The sequence below is a fragment of the Streptomyces sp. NPDC101152 genome (assembly GCF_044768275.1).
Lineage (GTDB): Bacteria > Actinomycetota > Actinomycetes > Streptomycetales > Streptomycetaceae > Streptomyces.
Window position 1 is genome coordinate 299,885 of the sequence record NZ_JBIWPO010000003.1, and the last position, 20,482, is coordinate 320,366.

19 protein-coding genes are annotated in these 20,482 nt (G+C 69.4%); 9 read left to right on the forward strand and 10 right to left on the reverse strand.

Annotation, left to right across the window (positions count from 1 at the left end):
- Positions 1-153: 153 nt before the first annotated feature.
- Positions 154-384 (forward strand): WhiB family transcriptional regulator, encoded by a 231-nt coding sequence (locus ACIRVK_RS05920; protein WP_404244168.1) that lies wholly within the window; start codon positions 154-156, stop codon positions 382-384.
- Positions 381-1,946 carry a cytochrome bc complex cytochrome b subunit gene (locus ACIRVK_RS05925; protein ID WP_404244169.1) on the forward strand — a complete coding sequence of 522 codons (1,566 nt, stop codon included), beginning with the start codon at positions 381-383 and terminating at the stop codon, positions 1,944-1,946. The genes ACIRVK_RS05920 and ACIRVK_RS05925 overlap by 4 nt, the downstream gene beginning before the upstream one ends.
- On the opposite strand, the gene ACIRVK_RS05930 is transcribed toward ACIRVK_RS05925, so the two are convergent.
- Positions 1,943-4,714, reverse strand: a complete 2,772-nt coding sequence (locus ACIRVK_RS05930; protein WP_404244171.1) for an AAA family ATPase — start codon at positions 4,712-4,714, stop codon at positions 1,943-1,945. The two genes, ACIRVK_RS05925 and ACIRVK_RS05930, sit on opposite strands and share 4 nt — an antisense overlap.
- 302 nt (positions 4,715-5,016) lie before the next feature.
- Between ACIRVK_RS05930 and ACIRVK_RS05935 the strand changes: the two genes are divergently transcribed.
- The gene (locus ACIRVK_RS05935; RefSeq protein ID WP_404244172.1) at positions 5,017-5,685 is read left to right on the forward strand and encodes a sigma-70 family RNA polymerase sigma factor; all 669 of its coding nucleotides are present in this window, start codon (positions 5,017-5,019) and stop codon (positions 5,683-5,685) included.
- A 104-nt stretch (positions 5,686-5,789) separates the two neighbouring features.
- Here ACIRVK_RS05935 and ACIRVK_RS05940 read toward each other — a convergent pair whose 3' ends face one another.
- The 8 genes from ACIRVK_RS05940 to ACIRVK_RS05975 all read right to left on the reverse strand — a co-directional run bounded on the left by ACIRVK_RS05940 (position 5,790) and on the right by ACIRVK_RS05975 (position 14,528).
- Positions 5,790-5,963, reverse strand: a complete 174-nt coding sequence (locus ACIRVK_RS05940; protein WP_404244173.1) for a hypothetical protein — start codon at positions 5,961-5,963, stop codon at positions 5,790-5,792.
- A gap of 119 nt (positions 5,964-6,082) precedes the next feature.
- Complete coding sequence (locus tag ACIRVK_RS05945; RefSeq protein ID WP_404244174.1) at positions 6,083-6,829, reverse strand: SDR family oxidoreductase; 747 nt, start codon at positions 6,827-6,829, stop codon at positions 6,083-6,085.
- 74 nt (positions 6,830-6,903) lie between these two features.
- Complete coding sequence (locus ACIRVK_RS05950) at positions 6,904-8,604, reverse strand: L-aspartate oxidase (protein WP_404244260.1); 1,701 nt, start codon at positions 8,602-8,604, stop codon at positions 6,904-6,906.
- Between the two features lie 107 nt (positions 8,605-8,711).
- Positions 8,712-9,209 (reverse strand): Ohr family peroxiredoxin, encoded by a 498-nt coding sequence (locus ACIRVK_RS05955; protein ID WP_404244175.1) that lies wholly within the window; start codon positions 9,207-9,209, stop codon positions 8,712-8,714.
- 76 nt (positions 9,210-9,285) lie between these two features.
- Positions 9,286-10,131 (reverse strand): RNA polymerase sigma-70 factor, encoded by an 846-nt coding sequence (locus ACIRVK_RS05960; RefSeq protein WP_404244261.1) that lies wholly within the window; start codon positions 10,129-10,131, stop codon positions 9,286-9,288.
- Positions 10,132-10,316: 185 nt separating this feature from the next.
- Positions 10,317-11,084 (reverse strand): class I SAM-dependent methyltransferase, encoded by a 768-nt coding sequence (locus ACIRVK_RS05965; RefSeq protein ID WP_404244176.1) that lies wholly within the window; start codon positions 11,082-11,084, stop codon positions 10,317-10,319.
- Positions 11,081-13,735 carry a pyruvate dehydrogenase (acetyl-transferring), homodimeric type gene (gene aceE / locus ACIRVK_RS05970; protein WP_404244177.1) on the reverse strand — a complete coding sequence of 885 codons (2,655 nt, stop codon included), beginning with the start codon at positions 13,733-13,735 and terminating at the stop codon, positions 11,081-11,083. The genes ACIRVK_RS05965 and aceE overlap by 4 nt, the downstream gene beginning before the upstream one ends.
- Before the next feature lie 52 nt (positions 13,736-13,787).
- A complete protein-coding gene (locus tag ACIRVK_RS05975) occupies positions 13,788-14,528 on the reverse strand; it encodes an SDR family oxidoreductase (protein WP_404244178.1) in 741 nt (246 codons plus the stop codon).
- A gap of 213 nt (positions 14,529-14,741) precedes the next feature.
- On the opposite strand from ACIRVK_RS05975, the gene ACIRVK_RS05980 reads away from it, so the two are divergent.
- From ACIRVK_RS05980 to ACIRVK_RS06005, 6 genes are all read left to right on the forward strand, one after another.
- Positions 14,742-15,185 carry a cupin domain-containing protein gene (locus ACIRVK_RS05980; protein WP_404244179.1) on the forward strand — a complete coding sequence of 148 codons (444 nt, stop codon included), beginning with the start codon at positions 14,742-14,744 and terminating at the stop codon, positions 15,183-15,185.
- A 72-nt stretch (positions 15,186-15,257) separates the two neighbouring features.
- Positions 15,258-15,815 carry a DUF5134 domain-containing protein gene (locus ACIRVK_RS05985; RefSeq protein ID WP_404244180.1) on the forward strand — a complete coding sequence of 186 codons (558 nt, stop codon included), beginning with the start codon at positions 15,258-15,260 and terminating at the stop codon, positions 15,813-15,815.
- 126 nt (positions 15,816-15,941) lie between these two features.
- Entirely contained in the window at positions 15,942-16,868 is a 927-nt protein-coding gene (locus ACIRVK_RS05990; protein WP_404244181.1) for a patatin-like phospholipase family protein, read from the forward strand.
- Positions 16,865-18,091, forward strand: coding sequence for a macrolide family glycosyltransferase (locus ACIRVK_RS05995; protein ID WP_404244182.1), 1,227 nt, complete (start codon positions 16,865-16,867; stop codon positions 18,089-18,091). Before ACIRVK_RS05990 ends, ACIRVK_RS05995 begins: the two co-directional genes overlap by 4 nt.
- Before the next feature lie 89 nt (positions 18,092-18,180).
- The gene (locus ACIRVK_RS06000) at positions 18,181-18,576 is read left to right on the forward strand and encodes a hypothetical protein (protein ID WP_404244183.1); all 396 of its coding nucleotides are present in this window, start codon (positions 18,181-18,183) and stop codon (positions 18,574-18,576) included.
- Positions 18,573-19,511, forward strand: coding sequence for a hypothetical protein (locus ACIRVK_RS06005; protein WP_404244184.1), 939 nt, complete (start codon positions 18,573-18,575; stop codon positions 19,509-19,511). The genes ACIRVK_RS06000 and ACIRVK_RS06005 overlap by 4 nt, the downstream gene beginning before the upstream one ends.
- A 216-nt stretch (positions 19,512-19,727) precedes the next feature.
- Here the strand turns inward: ACIRVK_RS06005 and ACIRVK_RS06010 are convergent, their stop codons facing one another.
- Positions 19,728-20,456: an SDR family oxidoreductase gene (locus ACIRVK_RS06010; protein ID WP_404244185.1), complete on the reverse strand. Its 729-nt coding sequence runs from the start codon at positions 20,454-20,456 to the stop codon at positions 19,728-19,730.
- Between the last annotated feature and the right edge of the window lie 26 nt (positions 20,457-20,482).

The window sequence follows — 20,482 nt, forward strand, 5'->3', positions numbered from 1 at the left end:
GGCAGGGGTGTCGGCTCAACCCGTAAGACCGGGAACTCCCGCATCGTGTGACACACGCTCGTCGCGGCCGGATGTCACACATGCGGCGGCTGCCCGGTCTAACAGACAGCGACACAGTTCTTCTCCCTGACCGCCGAACGAGGTGACCATGCCGTGCAATGGCGAGAACGGGCAGCTTGCCTGCGCGTAGATCCCGAGCTTTTCTTCCCCATATCCGACAGCGGTCCCACACTTCGGCAGATCGACGAGGCGAAGGCCGTTTGCGGCCGTTGTCCCGTCGCAGAGCAGTGCCTCGACTGGGCCGTGGGGGCGGGAAGCGTGGACGGCATCTGGGGCGGCACGACGGAAAGCGAACGCCGAGCGATGCGGATGGCAATGCCATGAGCAGGGGCGAAAGGGTCGCCGACTGGGCTGACGGACGCTTGGGCGTCCGCCGACTGGTCAGAGAAAGAGCACGACGGGCCTTTCCGGACCACTGGTCCTTCATGCTGGGGGAAACCTGTCTCTACAGCTTCGTCGTTCTCGTCGTCACGGGCGTGTATCTGACGTTCTACTTCCATCCTTCGATGAAGGAGGTGCAGTACAACGGAAGTTACGCACCGCTGCGCGGCCAGATGGTGTCGGAGGCTTTCGACTCGACCATGCACCTGTCCTTCGACGTCCGCGGTGGCCTGCTGATCCGGCAGGCCCATCACTGGGCGGCGCTGGTCTTCGTCGCCGCCCTGCTCGCCCACATGATGCGGGTGTTCTTCACGGGTGCCTTCCGCAAGCCGCGCCAACTCAACTGGCTGACCGGATTTGTGCTGTTGGTCCTTGCCATGTTCGCCGGTCTGACGGGGTACGACCTCCCGGACGACCTGCTTTCCGGGACCGGCCTGGCTGTGGTGAACGGAACGATCCTGTCCATTCCCGTCGTCGGAACGTACCTGTCGATGTTCCTCTTCGGAGGCGCGTTCCCCGGCAACGAGCTGGTGGCGCGCTTCAACACCATGCATGTGCTGGTCATCCCCGGTCTCATGGTGGGACTGCTGACCGCGCACCTGGCCCTGATGCTCTATCACGGGCACACCCAGTACCCGGGCCGTGGACGTACCAGCAGCAATGTCGTGGGAGTGCCGGCCAAGGTGCGCCTCGTCAAGTCCTCCGGCTATTTCCTGCTGGTGACCGGTGCCATCTTCGTCATGGCCTCGGTCGCGCAGATCAACCCCGTATGGCAGTACGGGCCTTACCGCGCCGACCAGGTTTCGGCCGGGTCGCAGCCCGACTGGTACATGGGCGTGGCGGACGGACTGCTTCGGGTGATGCCGGGCTGGGAAGTCACCTTCTGGGGCCATACTCTCGCGCTCGACAACCTGATTCCGTTGTCCGTGGGTGTCGGTCTCTTCCTCGCCCTGGGCGCATATCCGTTCATCGAGTCCTGGGCGACCGGTGACACGCGCGAGCAGAACCTTCTGGACCGGCCACGTAACCGTTCCGTGCGAACGGCACTTGGCGTCGCATGGCTCAGTCTCTACGTGGTTTCCTTGATCGGCGCCGCGAACGACATCATCGCCGTCCGTTTCCATGTCCCGGTCGAATCGGTGACGTGGACGGTCCGCATCGGGCTCTTCGTGGTTCCCGTCGTGGCTTATGCGCTGACCAAACGACTGGCGCTCGGTCTGCAGCGCAGCGACCGCGACAAAGTCCTGCACGGACGCGAGACCGGTGTCATCAAGCGCATGCCCAACGGCGAATTCGTCGAGGTGCACGAGCCGCTCAGCCAGGAACAACTCCATGTCCTCACCCAGCACGAGCAGTACAAGCCCCTCGTTCTCGGTGTCCGCCTCACCCAGCAGCTGCGTTCCCTGATCAGCGAGACCCTTTACGGAGAAGGCGCGCAGATCGCCAAGCCGACCGCGCAGGAATACCGGGCGCTGCACAAGGGGCGCACCGACGACCATGCCTAGGCCGACGCCGCCTCACCCGCCAGCTGTACGGCGCGAATCTCCTTGCGGGAGGTGATGCCGAGCTTCGAGAACACCTTGCGCAGATGCCATTCCACCGTGTGGGGGCTGATGAACAACTGGGCGCCGATCTCGGGATTCGTGAGACCGTCCCGGGCCAGGCGGGCGATCTGCTCCTCCTGGGGGGTGAGGGTCACCTGCGTCGCGGCGGAAGGTCTGCGGACTCTCGCTCCCGTCGCCTGAAGTTCGCGGCGCGCCCGTTCGGCGAATGCCGCGGCTCCGATGTGGCTGAGCATGTCGTGTGCGATGCCCAGTTGGGCGCGGGCGTCGGTTCGGCGATTCTCGCGGCGCAGCCATTCCCCGTACAGCAGGCGGGTCCGGGCAAGGTCCATCCGCACTTCCGTGCCGCCGAGCCGCTCGATCGCCTCACGGTACAGGGCATCGGCGACCTGCCCCTCGCTCACCAGAGCACGGACTCCGGCCGCGGTGCCGAGAGCCCACTCGGTACCGGCGGCCTGCCCCATGCCGCTGATTCTGCGCACCGCCGCGGCGGCGTCCGCGGGCCTGTCCAGCCGTACGGCGGCCTCGACCAGCTCGACCGTGGACTGGAGGGAGAGACCGTGTTCCTGCGGGTTCTCGCAGCCACGCACGGCGGCCGCATACGCCTCCGCATATCTGCCGAGTCCGTTGTAGAGCACCGCCGCGGCCCATTGCGTGGCGGTCTCCACCTTGCCTTCCCCGCGCAGGAGGAGGTCCTGAGTGACCGCGTCGATCGCCTGTTGGGTCGTGGCCTCCCTGCCCTTCCAGGGCTCGACGACCAGCGCGCTGTAGTGCGCGAAGAAACTGCTGCCGGTGGCCTCACCGATTGCCGTCGCCTCCGCGACCAGAGAGCCGGCACCGGCGAGATCGCCGGCGAAGACCCGGTTCGACAGACGGAGCAGGAGCGCGGACGGCAGCACCGACAGGGCTCCCGTCTCGCGGGCGAGGTCGACCAGCCGTGCCGAGAGCACGGACCAGCTCTCGAAATCCCAGGTGCTGTGTGCCAAGCGGCATGCGAGCGGGAGCCAGCCGAGCCCTTCTTTCGGAGAGACTCCACCGGCGCGGAACGCGGCCAGCGCCTGGAGCAGCATCGGCGTGCCCGCGGCGTAGCCCTCTGTGATCAGCCGTGCCTGACCGTCCAGAAGCAGATCGTCGCGTGTGGGTGCGGCGGGCGTGGGCGTCGCACGAATGGCCTGGGCGACTTCGAGGATCCCCTTGCCCTGCGGCAGTCGGCCGGCGGTGAGAGCAGCGTAGATCGCGTCCCGGTACGTCTCACGGGCGAGAGCGGCGTCGAGCGGCTCCAGTCGCCCGGCCGCTTCGAGCAGCAGCGGCAGACCTGCGCCGGCGCTCTGGGACGCCGTCATGATCCGACCGCGCAGCAGGGTCGACCGTGCGGCTCCGAGGTCGTCTAGGGGACCCAGCTCGGCCGCCGCCGCCAGTTCCCGCGCGGCGTCGAAGGCGCCGGCCTGGTACTTGGCCTCTGCCGCCGCCAGCGCCCTGACTCCCCGACGCGCGGGATCGGGCGTCAGCTGGGCGGCCCGGTCGAGGAAGGCCGCCGCCGCGGCGACGCCGCCGCGCGCCTGCGCCCGGTCCGCCGAACGCTCCAGTTCGGCGGCCACCGCCTCGTCGGGTCCGGAGGTCGCACGCGCCAGATGCCACGCCCGACGGTCCGGATCGAGCCGGGCGTCGGTCACGTCCGCCAGGGCTCTGTGCACCTCACGCAGGTCCTCCGGGCCTGCTGCGCGATAGGCCGCCGAACGCACCAGCGGGTGCCGGAAGCGCGCCCAGGCGCCGAGGGTGATCAATCCCGACGCCTCGGCGTCCGCCGCGGCCGCGTCCACAGCGATTCCCAGCCGCTCGGCTGCCCGTCTGAGCAGCGTCACGTCGCCGACCGGCTCGGCGGCTGCGAGGAACAGCAGGCGTTGCGTCTCGGCCGGCAGCGCCTGGATGCGGCGGAGGAAGTCCTGCTCCAGCCGGTTCGACACAGGCCCCGCGCCAGGCCGCCCGAGGTCGCCGGTCAGGTCCAACGCCGTGAGTGTGTGCGGCAGTTCGAGCAGGGCGAGTGGATTGCCCCGGGTCTCCGCGACGATGCGGTCACGCACCCTGTGGTCGAGCGGGCCGGTGACGACCGAGGCGAGAAGCTTTCGGGAGTGCTCCTCCAGCAGCCCGGTCACGGGCAGCTCGGGGAGGCCGGTGAACATCTCACCGGTGGTCGGCTCGCGCACGGCGACGGCGAGCACGACCGATTCCGCGAGCAGCCTGCGGGCGACGAACTCCAGGGTCTGTGCCGAGACGCGGTCCAGCCACTGCGCGTCGTCGACGACGCAGACCAGCGGCTCGCTACCGGCGGCGTCCGACAAAAGACTCAGCGTGGCCAGTCCCACCAGGAAGCGGTCGGGCGTGGCTCCGCCGTGCAGCCCGAACGCCGTGCGCAGTGCGTCGCGCTGCGGCTCCGGCAGGTTGTCGAGTCCCGACAGCAGCGGCGCGCAGAGCTGGTGCAGGCCGGCGTAGGAGAGCTCCATCTCGGACTGGACGCCGACAGCGCTGACGGTACGGCATCCGGAGGCGCGCCCCGTCAGGTACTTCAGCAGCTCGGTCTTCCCGATCCCCGCCTCACCGCGCAGGACCAGGACTCCGCTGCGCCCGTCCCTGGCACCCGCCAGCAGCTCGTCGAGGGCTCGACGCTCGCTCTGCCTGCCGAGGAGTCCGGCTCCGGAACCGCGGCTCGTCATGGCAGCCTCCCACGTCAGACCCTCGCGGCGCGTCGGCCGGTGCTTTGCCGGATCACTGCGGCCGTGGTGCGACCGAGGCGAGCCGGATCCATCGTAAACGGCTGCGAAGACGGAAAACCTCCGACTTTGGTGGATCGAGCGCCGCCCGGGCCGACGGTCCTGACGGGGCCGCCCATGGACCGCCCACGGCATGACCACGCACTCCCCTACGTGCTTCCAAGGGCGCGCCGGGCTGCCCTCGGGCGTGACATTGGTGCCGGCTGCCTTCCCAGCTGCTGACCCACGAGGCAGAGGAGCCGGACGTGGACACACAACTGACCGAAACCAAGCAGAGTCGGGAGACGGTGGACACGTCCCTCATGGCGCTGGAGGACGCGACCTGGGTGTTCGTGCGGGCCAGGCCCGGACTACTCACGCTCGCCAGGCAGATCGTCGGGAACGCGCACGAGGCCGAGGACGTCATCCAGGAGACATGGCTGCGGTGGCAGGACACCGACCGCACGGCTGTCTCCAACCCGTCGGCACTGCTCAGGACGACCACCGTCCGGCTGGCCATCAACGTGGTCCGGTCCGCCTGGAGGCGCCGGGAGTCCTGTACCGGCCCCTCGCTCCCGGAGCCGATGGACCACCACGCGGGCCCCGAAGCGGTGGCCGAGCGTCAGGACACCGTCGAGCGAGCGGTTCTCCTGCTGATGGAGACCCTGACTCCAAGGCAACGTGCCGCTTACATCCTGAGGGAGGGATTTGGTTACCCGTACGACCGGATCGCCGAGATCCTGCACCTCAGTGTCGTCAACACGAGGCAGCAGGTTGCACGCGCCCAGCGGCGTCTCACCGAGCACCACCGCGGGCAGCCGGTCGACTGCGTCGCGCACCGGCGTCTCGTTCAGGCGTTCTTCTCGGCGGCCCAGACCGGTGACCTCGGACACCTGGAAAGGGTGCTGTCGACCGATGCAAGCGGCCGGCGGTGACGGCTGCGGCAGGTGCCGGGCCGGCCGGGCGGGATCAGAGTTCTCGCTGAGCGACCCGGACGCCCGCCTTCGACGAGGCGGCGGCGGTGGCCCGGGCGAGGAAATCAACGGCAGGCAGCACGCCGGTTCAGTGCGGTTGAGATGACGCTCATGCGCTCGTCGACATCTGCGAGTTCCTGGCGCAGTTCCGTTACCCGGCTACGAAGCTCGGCGGCTTCGGCGGTCAGCGATACGAATGTGGCAGCGAGGTCGACGCGGTCCTCATCGATCAGGGACATCGTGTCTCCATGACTTTACGTTTGAGCAGCGCGAGTCATTTCCCCGCCGGAATGAACGCGGCCCGTTGGCAAAAGGCACGAGGTGGTCCTCACCTTTCGGTGAGGACCACCTCGGGAATTTACTTCTGCTGCGTGAGCCAGTCGGCGAACCGGGTCTCCGCGATGTTCGCGTCCGGGCCGGGCAGGAGCGTGTTCTCCTGCAGTGGGGCGCCCCAGTACGTCGCCTGCGGATCCGTGACGATCTTGCGGGGGTCGTTCTGGGCGGTCAGGCCCATGCGGATGAACTCCTCCAGTTGGAACGCCTCGGGGCCGGCCACCTCCACCACGCCGCCCACGGGGACGCCGACCGCGGCGCGGGCGACGGCCGCGGCCACGTCGTCGGAGACGATGGGCTGGATCCTGGCGTCGGGCAGGTGCACGGTGTCGCCCTCGGTGACCCCGTCGGCGAGTCCCTTCGCGAACTCGAAGAACTGGGTGGCGTGGACGATGGTGTAGGGGTTGCCGGACGCCTTGATCAGGTCTTCCTGGACCTGCTTGGCGCGGAAGTAGCCGCTGCCCTGGAGGCGGTCGGTGCCGACCACGGACAGCGCCACGTGATGCGGGACGCCGGCCTGCGTCTCCGCCTTCAGCAGATTGGTCGTCGAGGTGCGGAAGAACTCCATGACCGCCTCGTCCTCGAACGAGGGCGAGTTCGACACGTCGACCACCACCGACGCACCCCGCAGGACCTCGGCCAGCCCCTCGCCCGTCAGCGTGTTGACGCCGGTGTTGGGCGACGCCGCGACCGCCTCGTGCCCGTGGGCGCCGAGCCCGGCGACCACCTTCGAGCCGATGAGCCCGGTTCCACCGATCACTACGACCTTCATGACGAAATTCCTTTCAGTTTTCCCTGATGCCAGTATCAGTAGAGACCGGAAACCGGCTCTGTCTGTGACACCTTCTATTCGACGAGTTTTCCCGTGGTCGAGACTTCCTCCATCAGGGAGGAAATCTCGTCGGGTACGGCCGGAATGCTTTCCCGGGTGACGCCCGTCGTCGGGGACCACACGAGATTCACCTGCAGAGCGGCATCCAGGCCGGGGTGGTCACTGCGGTTGTGGCAGCCACGCGTCTCGCGACGCTCCAGCGCCGATTCGAGGGTGGCCCGGGCCGCGAGCGCCGCGGACTTGAGGTCGAAAGCGTGCGCGAGATCCTGGTAGCCGGCGATGTCCGGGTGGATGCCGACGTCCTGCATCCTCTTCTCGATCACCGCGAGCTCCGCCAGTCCCGCACGCAGACCGTCTTCGTCGCGTACGACACCCGCGTGCTCGGTCATGGTGTTGCGGATGGCGCGTTGCAGGGCACGCACGTTCTCCGGCCCGTCGGCGGCCAGGAGTCCGTCGATCTCCGCTCGGGCCTCCGCGACGGCCGACGCCGACCGCGGCTGTGCCCTCAGGGATTGCGAATACGCGGCGGCGGCCTGCCCCGTGAGGCGGCCGAACACCAGCAGCTCGATGAGGCTGTTGCCGCCGAGTCGGTTGGCGCCGTGCAGCCCGCTCGACGCCTCTCCGATGGCGTACAGGCCGCGCACGTCCGTGCTGTGGTCCTCCGGGCGCACCCATACCCCGCCCATCGAGTAGTGCGCCGTGGGCGCGATCTCGATCGGTTCCCGGGTGATGTCCAGCATCTGCAGGTCCAGCAGGGTCTGGTAGACGCGGGGCAGCCGCGTCATGATCGTCTGCCGGGGCAGGTGCGACACGTCGAGCCACACACCTCCCTTGGGTGTGCCGCGGCCTTCCTTGATCTCCGTGTAAGCGGCCAGGGCCACACGGTCGCGGGTGGACAGCTCCATGCGGTCGGGGTCGTAGCGGGTCATGAAGCGCTCCCCGAGCGCGTTGCGCAGGATCCCGCCCTCACCCCGGGCGGCCTCGCTGACCAGCGTGCCGGCCGCGTTCTCCGGCTCGATGATCCCGGACGGATGGAACTGCACCAGCTCGGCGTCGCGCAGCCTGGCCCCGGCCTCCACGGCCAGCCGGAAGGAGTCGCCCGTGTTCTCGTCGCGCCGCGAGGAGGTGCGCCGCCAGATGCGGGTGTGGCCACCGGCGGCCAGGACGACGGCGTCGGCGTGGATCAGGTAGTGCCTGCCGCTGGTGAGGTCGAAGCCGTACGCGCCGAAGACGGCGCCCTCGTGCACCAGCAGCCGGGTGATGTACACCCCTTCCAGCACGGGGATGTCCAGTTGCTCCGCGCGCCTGATCAGCGTGCGCTGGATCTCCAGGCCGGTGTAGTCACCGGCGAAGGCGGTCCTGCGGAACTTGTGCGCGCCGAAGAAGCGCTGGGAGATCCGGCCGTCCTCCTCACGGGCGAAGGCCATACCGTAGCGTTCCAGGTCGTCGATGCCCCGGGCGGCGCCCTGGGTGACGATCTCCACGGTGCGGGGATCGGCGAGGAGGTAGCTCTCCTTGAGGGTGTCGGCGGCGTGCTGCTGCCAGCTGTCCTCGGGGTCCATGGTGGCCAGCGCCGCGTTGATGCCGCCGGCCGCCAGTGACGTATGGGCGTCCTCCTTGGGGCGCTTGCCGACGGCGAGGACGTCGATGCCGGCCTCGGCCAGTTCGATCGCCGCTCGCAGGCCGGCACCTCCGGTGCCGATCACCAGCACCATGGTGGCAAGACGTTGTTCGGTGACAGCCACGGTCCCACTCCGATCGCTTGGGTCTCCATCCAGTACGACCGGGCAGTCCCGCGATCTGTGACACCACGGCCGTGGCTTCAGGAGGCCGGCTTGATGGTGGTCGGCGTGCCGTGCCAGGCCATCCTCGCGTAGGGGCACAGTGCGTCGGCCCGCTCCAGGAGCGGGGTGGCGACCTCAGGGGTGACGCCCGGCCAGCCGACGACCAGGTCGATGTGCAGGACGTATCCACCGTCCTGCGGACTGCGGCCGAACGCCACGGTCGCCTCGACGGATATCGCGGCGGGATCGAGCGCGGCCTGTCGTGCGACGAGGCTCAGCGCGCCGTGGAAACAGGCCGCGAACCCGGCGGCGAACAGCTGCTCGGGGTTGGTTCCCCCGCCGTCTCCGCCCAGTTCGGCGGGCAGGCGCAGGTCGAGGTCGAGGATTCCGTCGTCCGAGCGTGCCCTCCCCGAGGCTCTCCCGTGGGCCGCCGTCCCGCCGGTCACGGTCACGGTCGTGGTGTAGAGGGGAGCGAAGGTGTCCCCGTCGAAGTCCTTCTCGGTGGACAGGTCGGGCGGCTGGATCGGCTCGGTCATCGAGCGCACCTCTGTGTGTGGGGTCTCGGACCTATGGTTGACCGGCGAGCGCCCGGTGGTGTGACGACCCGCCTGTTCAGTTGCCGAGCGATGCCACGTAACGTGCCAGTTTCTCCGGATTCATGACCCACAGGGCCCGCTCGATGCCGCGGTCGGAGATGTCGAGGGCCAGCAGGACCACGGGCGTCCCGACGGCCGAGACGAGGGCGGCCGACCCGCCATTGGCCTGGACCCACTCGATCTCCTTCTGCGGCCAGAAGCGCGGGCCGAAGGCGGCCAGATACCTGGACACGTGCACCGGGCCGACGACCGGAATACGCGACGCCCCCCGTAGCCCGTTCCCGTCGGTGTAGCTGACCACGTCCTCGGTGAGGATGGCCTCCAGCACGGCCAGATCTCCGGTCTGTGCCGCGGTGAGGAACACCTCCATCAGCCGTCGGTGCTCGGTGGCGTCGACAGGCTTGCGGCGCTCCGAGGAGATGCGCTTGCGCGCGCGGCTGACCAGCTGACGCGTGTTGGTCTCGCTGGTCTCCAGCATGTCCGCGATCTGCTGGTAGGGGTAGTCGAAGGCTTCCCGCAGCACATAGGCGGCCCGTTCGACGGGGTTGAGTTTCTCGAGGAGGAAGAGGACCGCCAGGTCGAGGGCCTCGGCCCGTTCGGCACCCAACTGCGGATCGGCGCGTGTGTCGATCGGCTCCGGCAGCCAGGGACCGGTGTACGACTCGCGCCGCACCCTCGCGGACTGGGCGAGGTTGATCGCAAGCCGGGCGGTGACGGTGGCGAGGAACGCCTTCGGGTCGCGGACCGCGCCACGGTCGGTGTGCTGCCAGCGCAGCCATGCCTCCTGGAGGACGTCCTCGGCCTCGGCGGTGCTGCCGAGCACGCGGTAGGCGATGCCGAAGAGCCGGGGCCGCACCGCCATGAACCCCTTCGCCGCCTCGTCGAGGGAGTCCAGACCGCCCAGAGGGGCCGTACCGTCGAGGGGGTCCGTGCCGTCGAGGGAGTCCGTGCCATCCCTCATACCCATGCGTGCCGCCTTCAGTTCCGCACCGTTCGCGCAAGCGCTTGCCCATGTTACGGGGGCGGGTCACGACCGGGCGGCGCACTTCATGGTCGCGCCATTCGGACGGCCAGAACGGAGGGGTCCGGCCGTTCGGGCAGCGCGACGAAACCTTCCTCCTCCAGTTCCGCGATCATCTCCGCACGGGAGGCAGGCCACATCCAGAATGTCTCGTCGTACCGGCGCAGCACACGACCGTCACCGCGCACCCAGTACTCGAACCGTGCCCGGATCCGGTCCACGTCGGCCGACGTGACCATGCGGCCCCCGTACTCGTGCCGGCCGACCGTCCGGGTCGGCAGCAGATGGGTGGTCGTGTGACGCGGCAGGCGAGCCGGTGGGAGCTGGACGAGCAGCACCCCGGTGGGCACAAGTGCCTCGGCGACGGCCGGCCACAGCGCCCGGCGCGACGCCGGGTGCAGACAGGCAACGGTGTTGTGGCACACGGCCAGGTCCGCAACCGAGCGCAGACCCGTCTCGTCGAGCGCCTGCGGGTGCACGGTCACCCGTGTCGTGAGCTCCGCGCCCAGGGACGCCAGACGCGTCATCATCGAGGACCGCATGGACCGGGCGGGCTCCACCGCGTGCACGGGCACGCGCGACTCCAGGAGGCTCATCAGCGTGACGCGCCCTGTGCCCGCGCCGACGTCCAGCACACCGACCCGGGCCCTGCGGACGTCGTCGCGGTAGAGCGAGCGCACCCGGATCCCGTCCCGCTCCGCCTGCAGAACGTCGTAGAACTCCGCACTGATCGCGTAGGCGTTCTGAGGATCCAGGCCGGGAGAATCGACCGACGGCGGGTTCACGATGCTCACCCGCGCCATCCGTACCACTCGCGCGCCTGCCCGACCGCCTCCGAGCTGACCGCGCCTGTGCGCGCCAGCCGGTCCAGTGCGGCGACGACGATCGACTCGGCGTCCACGCGAAAATAACGCCGTACGGCATCCCGCGTGTCCGACAGCCCGAAACCGTCCGTGCCCAGGGACGAGTAGTCGTGACCGACCCACTGGCTGATCTGGTCGGGTACCTGCCGCATCCAGTCGCTGACCGCCAGCACCGGTCCGGGCGCGTCCGCGAGCGCCGCCATCACATAGGGGACGCGTTCCTCGCCCCGCAGCATCGCCCGGTCGGCGTCCAGCGCGTCGCGGCGCAGTTCCGTCCAGGAGGTCACCGACCAGACGTCTGCATTCACGCCCCACTGGGACAGCAGCAACTCCTGGGCGTACAGCGCCCAGTGGATGGCCGTGCCGGAGGCGAGCAGCTGAATCCTTGGTTCCGTTCCGGCGAGCCCGGCTGCCTGCCGGAACCGGTAGATGCCCCGCAGGATGCCTTCCTCGACGCCGGGCCCGGCGGGCATCGCCGGCTGCTCCTTGGGTTCGTTGTAGACCGTCAGGTAGTAGAAGACGTCCTCGGGACGGTCGCCGTACATGCGGCGCAGCCCCTCCCGCACGATCACGGCGATCTCGTACGCGAACGCCGGGTCGTAGGACACGGCGGCGGGGTTCGTGGAGGCCAGCAAGTGGGAGTGCCCGTCGGCGTGCTGGAGTCCTTCCCCCGTCATGGTCGTCCGCCCCGCCGTCGCGCCGATGACGAACCCGCGGCCCATCTGGTCGGCGAGCGCCCAGAACTGGTCGCCGGTCCGCTGGAAACCGAACATGGCGTAGAAGATGTAGAACGGGATCATGGGTTCGCCGTGGGTGGCGTACGAGGTCGCCGCGGCGGTGAACTCGGCCATGGAGCCGGCTTCGGTGATGCCTTCGTCGATCAACTGCCCGTTCCTGGCCTCCCGGTAGTAGAGCAGCTGGTCCGCGTCCACCGGTTCATAGGTCTGGCCGTCGGGCGAGTAGATCCCGGCCGTCGGGAACAGGGACTCCATGCCGAACGTGCGGGCCTCGTCCGGGATGATCGGCACCCAGCGCGGTCCCGTCTCCTGGTCGCGCATCAGTTCCTTGACCAGGCGGACCAGTGCCATGGTGGTGGCAACCTCCTGCCTGCCGAAGCCCTTCTCCAGGGCTTCGAAGGGGCGGGCCGGCGGCTGCTTCATCGGCTTGGCCACGACCCTGCGGACGGGAACGGCGCCGCCCAACGCCGCCCGCCGCTCGCGCAGGTACCGCACCTCCTCGGAGTTCTCTCCGGGATGCCAGTACGGCACCACGTCGCCGCTCAACGCGCTGTCGGGGATGGGGAGTTCGAGCAGATCGCGCATCTCGCGGAACTGCGCCATGGTCAGCTTCTTCATCTGGTGGTTGGCGTTGCGCGACTCGAAAGCCGAGCCGAGCGTGTGCCCCTTCACCGTCTGGGCGAGGACGACGGTCGGCGCGCCCCGGTGCTCGACGGCGGCCTCATAAGCGGCGTAGACCTTGAGCGGTTCGTGCCCGCCCCGGGAGTTCTCGAACAACTCGGTGAGCCGGCTGTCGCTCAGCCTGGCGGCGAGCGCGGAGAGCCCGTCGCCCGTGAAGAAGTGCTTACGGATGTACGTGGCGTCCCGAGCGGCGTACGTCTGCAGCTGGGCGTCGGGCACCTCGCCGAGGCGGTGGACCAGGGCGCCCGTGGTGTCCTGACTCAGGACGGGGTCCCAAGCCTCGCCCCAGAGGGACTTGACCACGTTCCAGCCCGCGCCGCGGAACCTGGCCTCGAGTTCCTGCACGATCTTGGAGTTCGGGCGCACGGGTCCGTCCAGGCGCTGCAGGTTGCAGTTGACGACGAAGGTGAGGTTGTCGAGACGCTCGCGGGCGGCGAGCGCCAGCGCCGCCGTCGATTCCGGCTCGTCCGTCTCGCCGTCCCCGAGGAAGGCCCACACGCGCGACGCGGACGTGTCCTTGATGCCCCGGGCGTGCAGGTACCGGTTGAACCGGGCCTGGTACACGGCGGCCAGCGGGCCGAGGCCCATGGACACGGTCGGGAACTCCCACAGCCACGGCAGCCGTCGGGGGTGCGGGTAGGACGGCAGTCCATGGCCGTCGACCTCCCGCCGGAAACCGTCCAACTGCGCCTCGGTCAGGCGCCCTTCGAGGAACACACGGGCGTAGATGCCCGGCGAGGCATGACCCTGGAAGTAGAGCTGATCACCGGAGCCGTCCCTGTCCTTGCCCTGGAAGAAGTGGTTGAACCCGATCTCGTACAACCAGGCCGCCGACGCGTAGGTGGAGATGTGGCCGCCGAGTCCGAAGCGGGAGCCGCGGGTCACCATCGCAGCCGCGTTCCACCGGTTCAGGGCGGTGATCCCGGACTCCATGGCGACATCACCGGGAAAGGCAGGCTGTGCCGACGCCGGGATCGTGTTGATGTAGTCGGAGGTCAGAAGCCCGGGCAGGGACACACCGGACCGGGCCGCGAACTCGTGCACCCGTCGCAGCAGGTACACGGCCCGGTCCGGCCCCGCGTTCCGCACGACGGCGTCGAACGACGCCTGCCATTCGGCGGTCTCCTCGTTGTCCCGGTCGGGTAGCTGGTCGAGTTCACTCATGGCTGCTTCCTGTCGGGACGCGGTGCGGGGAGGCGGTTGGGTGCCGACGACGTCATCGCCGCGCGAGCCACTCGGAGAAGGTTTCGTGCCCCAGGCGGGCGTCCGCCCCGGGCAGCAGTGCCCGCTGCCCGAGCGTCGCCCCGAAGAACGGGGTGTGGGCATCGGAGACCACGTCCCGCATGTAGCCGCGCGCGGCCAGCAGCTTCGCGGTGAGGTCGTCGAGACGGTGCTCCTCAGGGCCGGCGACCTCCAGAACACCGAACAGCGGTACGCCCACGGCGACATGGGCGACCGCGGCGGCGACGTCGTCCGTCGACATGGGGCGGATCAGGACGGGCGCGACATGGACGACGTCTCCGTAAGTCGCCGCGCGCGACATGTACTCCAAGGACTCGAAGAACGGCGTACTCCGCACGATGGAGTAGGGCATCGGTGAGCGCCGCACCTGCTCCTCCTGCAGCGCCTTCGCGCGGAAGTAGCCCGCCCGCAGACGTTCGGCCCCCACGATAGAAAGGATCACGTGATGTTCGGCGCCCGCCTTCGCCGCGGCCTCCAGCAGGTTGTTGGTCGCCGTGCCGAAGAACTCCAGGCTCTCCGACTTCCCCCGGGAGAGCGTGTCGGTGACGTCCACCACCACATCGGCGCCCTGCACGGCCCCGTCGAGTCCCTCCCCGGTCGTGACGTCGACGCCCTGACCGCGTGACAGGCGCACGACCTCCACACCGTGGTCCCGAAGTCTGGCGACCGTCCTGGAACCGATCAGACCGGTGGCTCCAGCTACAACGACTCGCATTGCAGGCCCCCCTTCCCGTCGAGGGGTCGGTGACCCCGCTGATGGCTTCGTGAGGTGGCGGGGATGTCGGCCCCTCACTACACCTAGGACAGGACTCGCGCCAACGTTGTGACACTGATGTGGTCGCGGGTGTCACAGATCAGTCGGGAGCCCGGTCATCACTGGAGAGGGCCATGGCGGCCATGGCCGGGTGAATCCAAGGGAGGCCGACACATGTCGGACAAGGACTCAGCGCAGGGGACCGGAGTGCAGACCCGGTCGGAAGGATGGATGACGGCGGCGAACCTGCTGCAGGACACCGCTCCGCTCACCGTCCCCGAGGGCGCGTCGGCGATGACCATCTTCGTCGAGTGGGAGCCCGGAGACCCGGGGACCCCGCCGCACCGCCACTCGGGACCGGCGTTCGGCTACGTCGTCGAGGGCGCCGTCCGTTTCGAGCTCGAAGGCGAACCCGAGCGCGTGATCGGGGCGGGCGGGACGTTCTGGGAGCCCGGCGGCGACCCGATCCACTACCAGGACGGCAATGCGCTGCCCGACGCGCGTACCCGGTTCGTCGTGACGATGCTGTGCGCGCCGGGCAAGCCCATGCTCGAACTGGTCGAGGAGGGGGAACTGGCCCAGCGGGCACATCTCCGCGCCCCACGGCCCACTGACTGACGGCCCACTGCCCGCCCCGCACAAGGCGGTCGCGAAGGGACCCGTCCGCTCCGTGGGAGGGCATGGTGGGGCATGAGCGCCACTGATGTCGTGCACGGCATGCTGACGGCACTGTTCGCGGCCGCGGCCGTGTACGCACTGCGGCAGGCCGTGCTGCCACAGGACTCCGGATGGCGCGACCGAGGCGACAGTCTGCTGCACACCGTCATGGCGTCGGCCATGGCGGTGATGCCCTGGCACGGGATCGACGAGGTGCCACAGCCAGGGCAGACGACCTTCTTCTTCGCCGCGGCCCTGTGGTTCCCCTTGACCGCGGTTCTCGGCCCCCGTGGTCCCGGATGGGCCGGCCTCGTGCGCAGGTCGCCCCACTCGGTCGGCATGGCGGCCATGGCGTGGATGCCGGTGCGGCACGGCGGCATCACGGACGCACAGACCGGCGACACGGTCACCGGCGTACTGACGCTCTGTCTGCTGGCCCATGCCCTCCGGTCGCTGACCCGGGACATGCCCACGCTGCGCGGAGCTCCGGGCAGCGTGGGCATCTCCACCGACCTCGCCGGGCCCTGCGACCGCTTCTGGCAAGGATCGATGGCCATGGGCACGGCCATCATGCTGCTCATGCACCACTGACCTCCGGCACCCGGGCAGCCCTGTTGTCCCGGAACGTCGGTGCCCAACGGTGTCACACACCGTGTGACAGCCCGGTCCACCGGGAGAACCAGTCCGGTCCCGTGCCCATGCCGAGAAAGGTGGATCATGAGAGGGAATCCCACAACGGCGGGCCTGCGCGCCCTTCCCCGTCCCGTGGCCGTGGTGATGCGCGCCGGTGGCGTGCTCGGGGCGGCGCACATCGGCGTCGGGTACGCGCTGGAGCGCCACGGATTCGTCCCGGACATGATCATCGGAACCTCGGTGGGTGCTCTCAACGGGGCCATAGCGGCCGCCCACCCCCACAGGGCCGCTCCGTGGCTGGACCAGCTGTGGACCCGGTTGCGTCGCCGTGACGTGTATCCGCTCGGCTACCTGTCCTCACGGGCCAGCGTCTTCACCGATCACGGTCTACATCGGCTGATCGCCCGGGCTGGACTGCCGTCGCGCATCGAGGAGTTGGCGGTCCCGTTCACCGCGGTGGCCACGGACCTGGTCACCGGTGCTCCGGTGCTGCTCGACCGGGGAGACCTCGAGTCCGCGCTGCTGGCCGGCGCCGCCATTCCCGGGATGCTGCCCCCGGTGGAACGCGGCGGCCGAACGCTCGTCGACGGCGGGCTGATCGCCTACGTCCCGGTGCTGGCGGCCCAGCAGGCCGGGGCGGCCGGCGTGGTGGTAGTGGCAGCCGGGCCGGAGAGCTCGCGGTTGCCCCCCGCCATTCCGCGCCCACGTGCCGGTGCGATCGCCGCCAGAGCCGGGCTGCTTCTGCTGCACCATCAGATCGAGCGTGACCTGCACGAGGTGTCCCGGCACATCCCGACCGTCGTACTGCCGACCGGCATCGAAGCCTGGCCCGCACCGTGGGACTTCGGCCAGTCCCAGCGGCTGATCAGCACCGCGTGCCGCACTGCGGAGCGCTTTCTGGAGGGGCTGCGCATCAGCGGGCCGGGGCTGTACCGGGTCGACGACTCCTCGACTCCATCGGGAAGCCCGGACGAGACATCCATTTCTTCCATAGCGGAGGCCGGCCTGTGAGCACTATCGCGTTCCTCAGCATCGGCATGCACGGGCACGTCAATCCGACGCTGCCGGTCGTGGCCGAACTCGTCCGGCGTGGCCACGCCGTCACCTATCACACGTCGCCCGCGTTCCGTGAGGAGATCGAGGCGACCGGCGCGACCGTGTACCTGTACCCCGGGGGCGACCAGCCGTTCCCCGATCCACCTACGCCGGTCACGTGGATGGAGTCACTCGCGAGCACCGCCGTCCACTTGTTGCCCGCTGTACTCACCGACCTGCGCCGCGACCGACCCGACCTGATCGTCCACGACAGTGCCTGTTTGTGGGGTGCGGTGGCCGCACGCGAACTCGGGGTGCCGGCAGCCTCCTCGTTCACCACGTTCGCCCTCAACCGGCATGTCCCCAGCCCTACCCGTGGCTCCTGGGACCTGCTGACCGCGGCGGCGGCTCAACCCCGCAGTGTCCAGGGCTACTTGTGGTCCCGCTGGGCCCTGCACCGGCGCTTCGACGCGGGCGGGTTGCCCCTGCTCGATCTCGCGAACATCCGACAGCCGCTCAATCTGGTCTACACCTCACGGGCATTCCAGCCCGCTGTCGACGACTTCGACCAGTCCTACCGGTTCGTCGGCCCGAGCATCGGCTCCCGGCCAGTCGACCCGTCCTTCCCGGCCGATCGGCTGCGGGATCCGGTGCTGTTCGCCTCACTGGGCACGGTGTTCAACGCCGACCCTCAGTTGCTGCGCAGCCTGGCCACCGCGCTCGCCCCGCTGGGCGGCACCGTGATCATCTCCACCGGTCGGACCGATCCCGAGGCGCTGGGCCCGTTGCCGGCCAACGTGCTCGCCCGCCGCTTCGTGCCCCAACCGGAGGTGCTGGCCCGCGCGGCGCTGTTCCTCACCCACGGCGGGATGAACAGCGTCAACGAGGCCATGTATGCCGGGGTTCCGCTGCTGGTGATCCCGCAGGGAGCCGATCAGCCGATGGTGGCCCGGCGCGTCGTCGAGCTCGGCGCCGGCCTGTCGATCCGTACCCAGGACGTCGTGAGGGGCTCGGTGCGCCTCCTCGCCCGGCACCTGCTCCACGACCCGCGGTTCCGAGCAGCCGCGCGCACCCTTCAGATCGTCCAACGCGAGGCGGGGGGATATCGGCGTGCCGCCGACGAACTCGAGCGGTATCTGCACGCGGACGGCTCGGCCGGTAAGCCGTCTGCGTCGGTCCGGCACATCGAGGCCGAGTGATGTCTCCCGCCGTCGCCGGCCTGCTTCTGTTCGCAGGGCTGTCGGAGGCCGCCGGGCGCATCCTGCCGCTGGTGGCGAACCGACCTGGTATGTCGAGGACTCTCGTGGCGGGGTTGCTGCTGCCCGCCGGTCTGGTCGAGGGTGTGGTGTTCGGACTGTGGCCGCTGACCGCGTGGAACCTGGCCGAGTTGGTGCGGTCCTCCCCGCCAGGAGTCGGCTTGGTGTGGACACCGAGCTTGGTGGCCCCGCTGGCGCTCGCCGCCGTCCTCGCGTTCCCGTTGCTCGGACCTCTGCTCCACTTCTTGCTCTTTGTCGGGGTGGGGGCCGGTCTGGTCGGCCCGCTGGCGGCAGGGAGCGGGCTGGGCTGGTGGACCGCCGCCGGTTGCATCGCCGTCGCCGGGATCGGGCTCGGTCTCACCGTGGAGACGGTTCGGCGTCTTGTCGTGAGGATCAGCGCGACCGAAGCACAGGAGTCGACCCCATGAACGGCTTCTTGCTCTGGGCCTGCCTGTTGGGGCCTGTTCTGCCGGCCGAAGCGCTCCTGGCCCGCTACGAGGTTCTGGCGTACGGCGCCGGCTGGCGGGTCCCCGCCACCAAGCTCCCGGAAGGCGTTCCCTACGCCCGGGGTGCGGCCCCTGACGGTCCCCCAAGCGCCTACCTGGTCTACCTCGACGGCATCGGCAAGCGTCGCGTCCGTGACAGCCGGGACGGCGGCCAGCTGGTCGAGGCCCTGATCGCGGGAGCACCGGAGCTGCGGGTACTGGGACAGGTGCAGCCCTATTCACCACTGGCCGACCCACTTGCCGACAGGCCGGTGTGGGCGTGGCTGCGCCGCCACATCGGGCTGCTGCTGTTCCTGCACAACGTCGTGCAGACCTTCGTCGCCGCCGACCACCGCTACCGACCCCTGTACAACCGGGCCGTCGGTTCCCAGATCGCCACTCAGCTCCGACTCGCCGGCTACCAGCCCGACAGCGGCATGCCCGTGGTGCTGCTCAGCTACAGCGGCGGCGCCCAGGTCGCCACCGGCGCCGTTGGCGAGCTGCACACCCGGCTGCGCTGCCCGCTCCTGCTGATCACACTCGGCGGCTTCCACAACGGAGCAAACGACCTCACCCATGCCGTGCACCTGCATCAGCTCACCAGCGCGAACGACCGGATTGAGCAGATGGCCACCTGGATCTTCCCCCAGCGCTGGCGGCTGTTCCGCCGTAGCGGATGGAATCGGGCCGTTCGCGCTGGGAAGATCACCGTGCACCGGCTCGACCCGGCCACTCACTTCGGTCCCCAGAGCTACATCAGCCCAACGGCCCAACTACCCGATGGCCGCAGCCACCTTGACCGCACCGCCGACACGGTGATCGCGGTGATCCGCGCCTACCAGAGCACGACCGTCACGCAAGGCGACCCGTCGTCATGAGAGCCTCAATGAGGGCGCGCAGCGCGGGATCCGGCACGATCGGTCGCACAGCCGTCTCCGCGTACATCAGCACGCCGTCCGGCTGCCCGCGAGTCCCCCTCCGCCTGCCCTGGGGTCCGATGGACCGGGCCGGATCCCCGCCCGCTCCGAGCCGCCGCCGGTGGGCGGAACGAAGAGACTGCCGAGCGAGGACGGGACACGCGGGAGTCGGTGATGTCAGGACAGCCAGTCGACGTAGCGCGTGGGCGCGAGGTGGGCGTCCTTGTCGGTGAGAACGTCGCCCTTGACGACGGCGAACATGCCGGCGGCGGGGTCGGTGACGACGGTCCGGCTGTCGTCCTTGCGGGACAGGGTGATCCGGCCCAGTTCGTCCAGGGTGAAGATGTCGGGGCCGGCAATGTTGCGGATGCCGTTCAGAGGAGTACCCGCGGCGACCTCCGTCACCGCGGCGGCCACGTCCTTGGCGGCGATCGGCTGGATGGGCGTGGCGGGCAGCCGGACGGTGTCGCCGTCGGCGGTCCAGGACAGGACGGCGTCCATGAACTCCATGAACTGCGTCGCCCGGACGATCGAGTAGGGGATCGACCCGGCCTCGAGGATGTTCTCCTGGAGCGTCTTGGCCCGGTAGTAGTCCAGCCCCGGCACCTGGTCGGTGCCGGGGCTGGAGAGGATGACGACGTGGCCGACGCCACCCTTGCGGGCCGCAGCCAGCAGGTTGTCCATCGAGGTCTGGAAGAAGGCCGGCGAGGCTTCGTCGAAGGTCGGGGAGTTCGTGAGGTTGACGACGACGTCGGCGCCCGCCACTGCCTCGGCCAGTCCCTGGCCGCTGATGACGTCGACGCCGGTGGACTTCGAGTGCGGTATGGCCTCGTGTCCGGCGCCGGTCAGGTTCTTGACGACCTGTGACCCGATCAGTCCGGTACCACCGATGACTGCGAACTTCATGTCATGCCTCTCATGGGGGTTATGCG

Bases quoted from the DNA above. Each gene is read 5' to 3' on its own strand.
- ACIRVK_RS05925 (WP_404244169.1), top strand. From the start codon at position 381: ATGAGCAGGGGCGAAAGGGTCGCCGACTGGGCTGACGGACGCTTGGGC.
- ACIRVK_RS05930 (WP_404244171.1), bottom strand. From the start codon at position 4,714: ATGACGAGCCGCGGTTCCGGAGCCGGACTCCTCGGCAGGCAGAGCGAG.
- ACIRVK_RS05940 (WP_404244173.1), bottom strand. From the start codon at position 5,963: ATGTCCCTGATCGATGAGGACCGCGTCGACCTCGCTGCCACATTCGTA.
- ACIRVK_RS05945 (WP_404244174.1), bottom strand. From the start codon at position 6,829: ATGAAGGTCGTAGTGATCGGTGGAACCGGGCTCATCGGCTCGAAGGTG.
- ACIRVK_RS05950 (WP_404244260.1), bottom strand. From the start codon at position 8,604: ATGGTGCTGGTGATCGGCACCGGAGGTGCCGGCCTGCGAGCGGCGATC.
- ACIRVK_RS05955 (WP_404244175.1), bottom strand. From the start codon at position 9,209: ATGACCGAGCCGATCCAGCCGCCCGACCTGTCCACCGAGAAGGACTTC.
- ACIRVK_RS05960 (WP_404244261.1), bottom strand. From the start codon at position 10,131: ATGGCGGTGCGGCCCCGGCTCTTCGGCATCGCCTACCGCGTGCTCGGC.
- aceE (WP_404244177.1), bottom strand. From the start codon at position 13,735: ATGAGTGAACTCGACCAGCTACCCGACCGGGACAACGAGGAGACCGCC.
- ACIRVK_RS05975 (WP_404244178.1), bottom strand. From the start codon at position 14,528: ATGCGAGTCGTTGTAGCTGGAGCCACCGGTCTGATCGGTTCCAGGACG.
- ACIRVK_RS05980 (WP_404244179.1), top strand. From the start codon at position 14,742: ATGTCGGACAAGGACTCAGCGCAGGGGACCGGAGTGCAGACCCGGTCG.
- ACIRVK_RS05985 (WP_404244180.1), top strand. From the start codon at position 15,258: ATGAGCGCCACTGATGTCGTGCACGGCATGCTGACGGCACTGTTCGCG.
- ACIRVK_RS05990 (WP_404244181.1), top strand. From the start codon at position 15,942: ATGAGAGGGAATCCCACAACGGCGGGCCTGCGCGCCCTTCCCCGTCCC.
- ACIRVK_RS06000 (WP_404244183.1), top strand. From the start codon at position 18,181: ATGTCGAGGACTCTCGTGGCGGGGTTGCTGCTGCCCGCCGGTCTGGTC.
- ACIRVK_RS06005 (WP_404244184.1), top strand. From the start codon at position 18,573: ATGAACGGCTTCTTGCTCTGGGCCTGCCTGTTGGGGCCTGTTCTGCCG.
- ACIRVK_RS06010 (WP_404244185.1), bottom strand. From the start codon at position 20,456: ATGAAGTTCGCAGTCATCGGTGGTACCGGACTGATCGGGTCACAGGTC.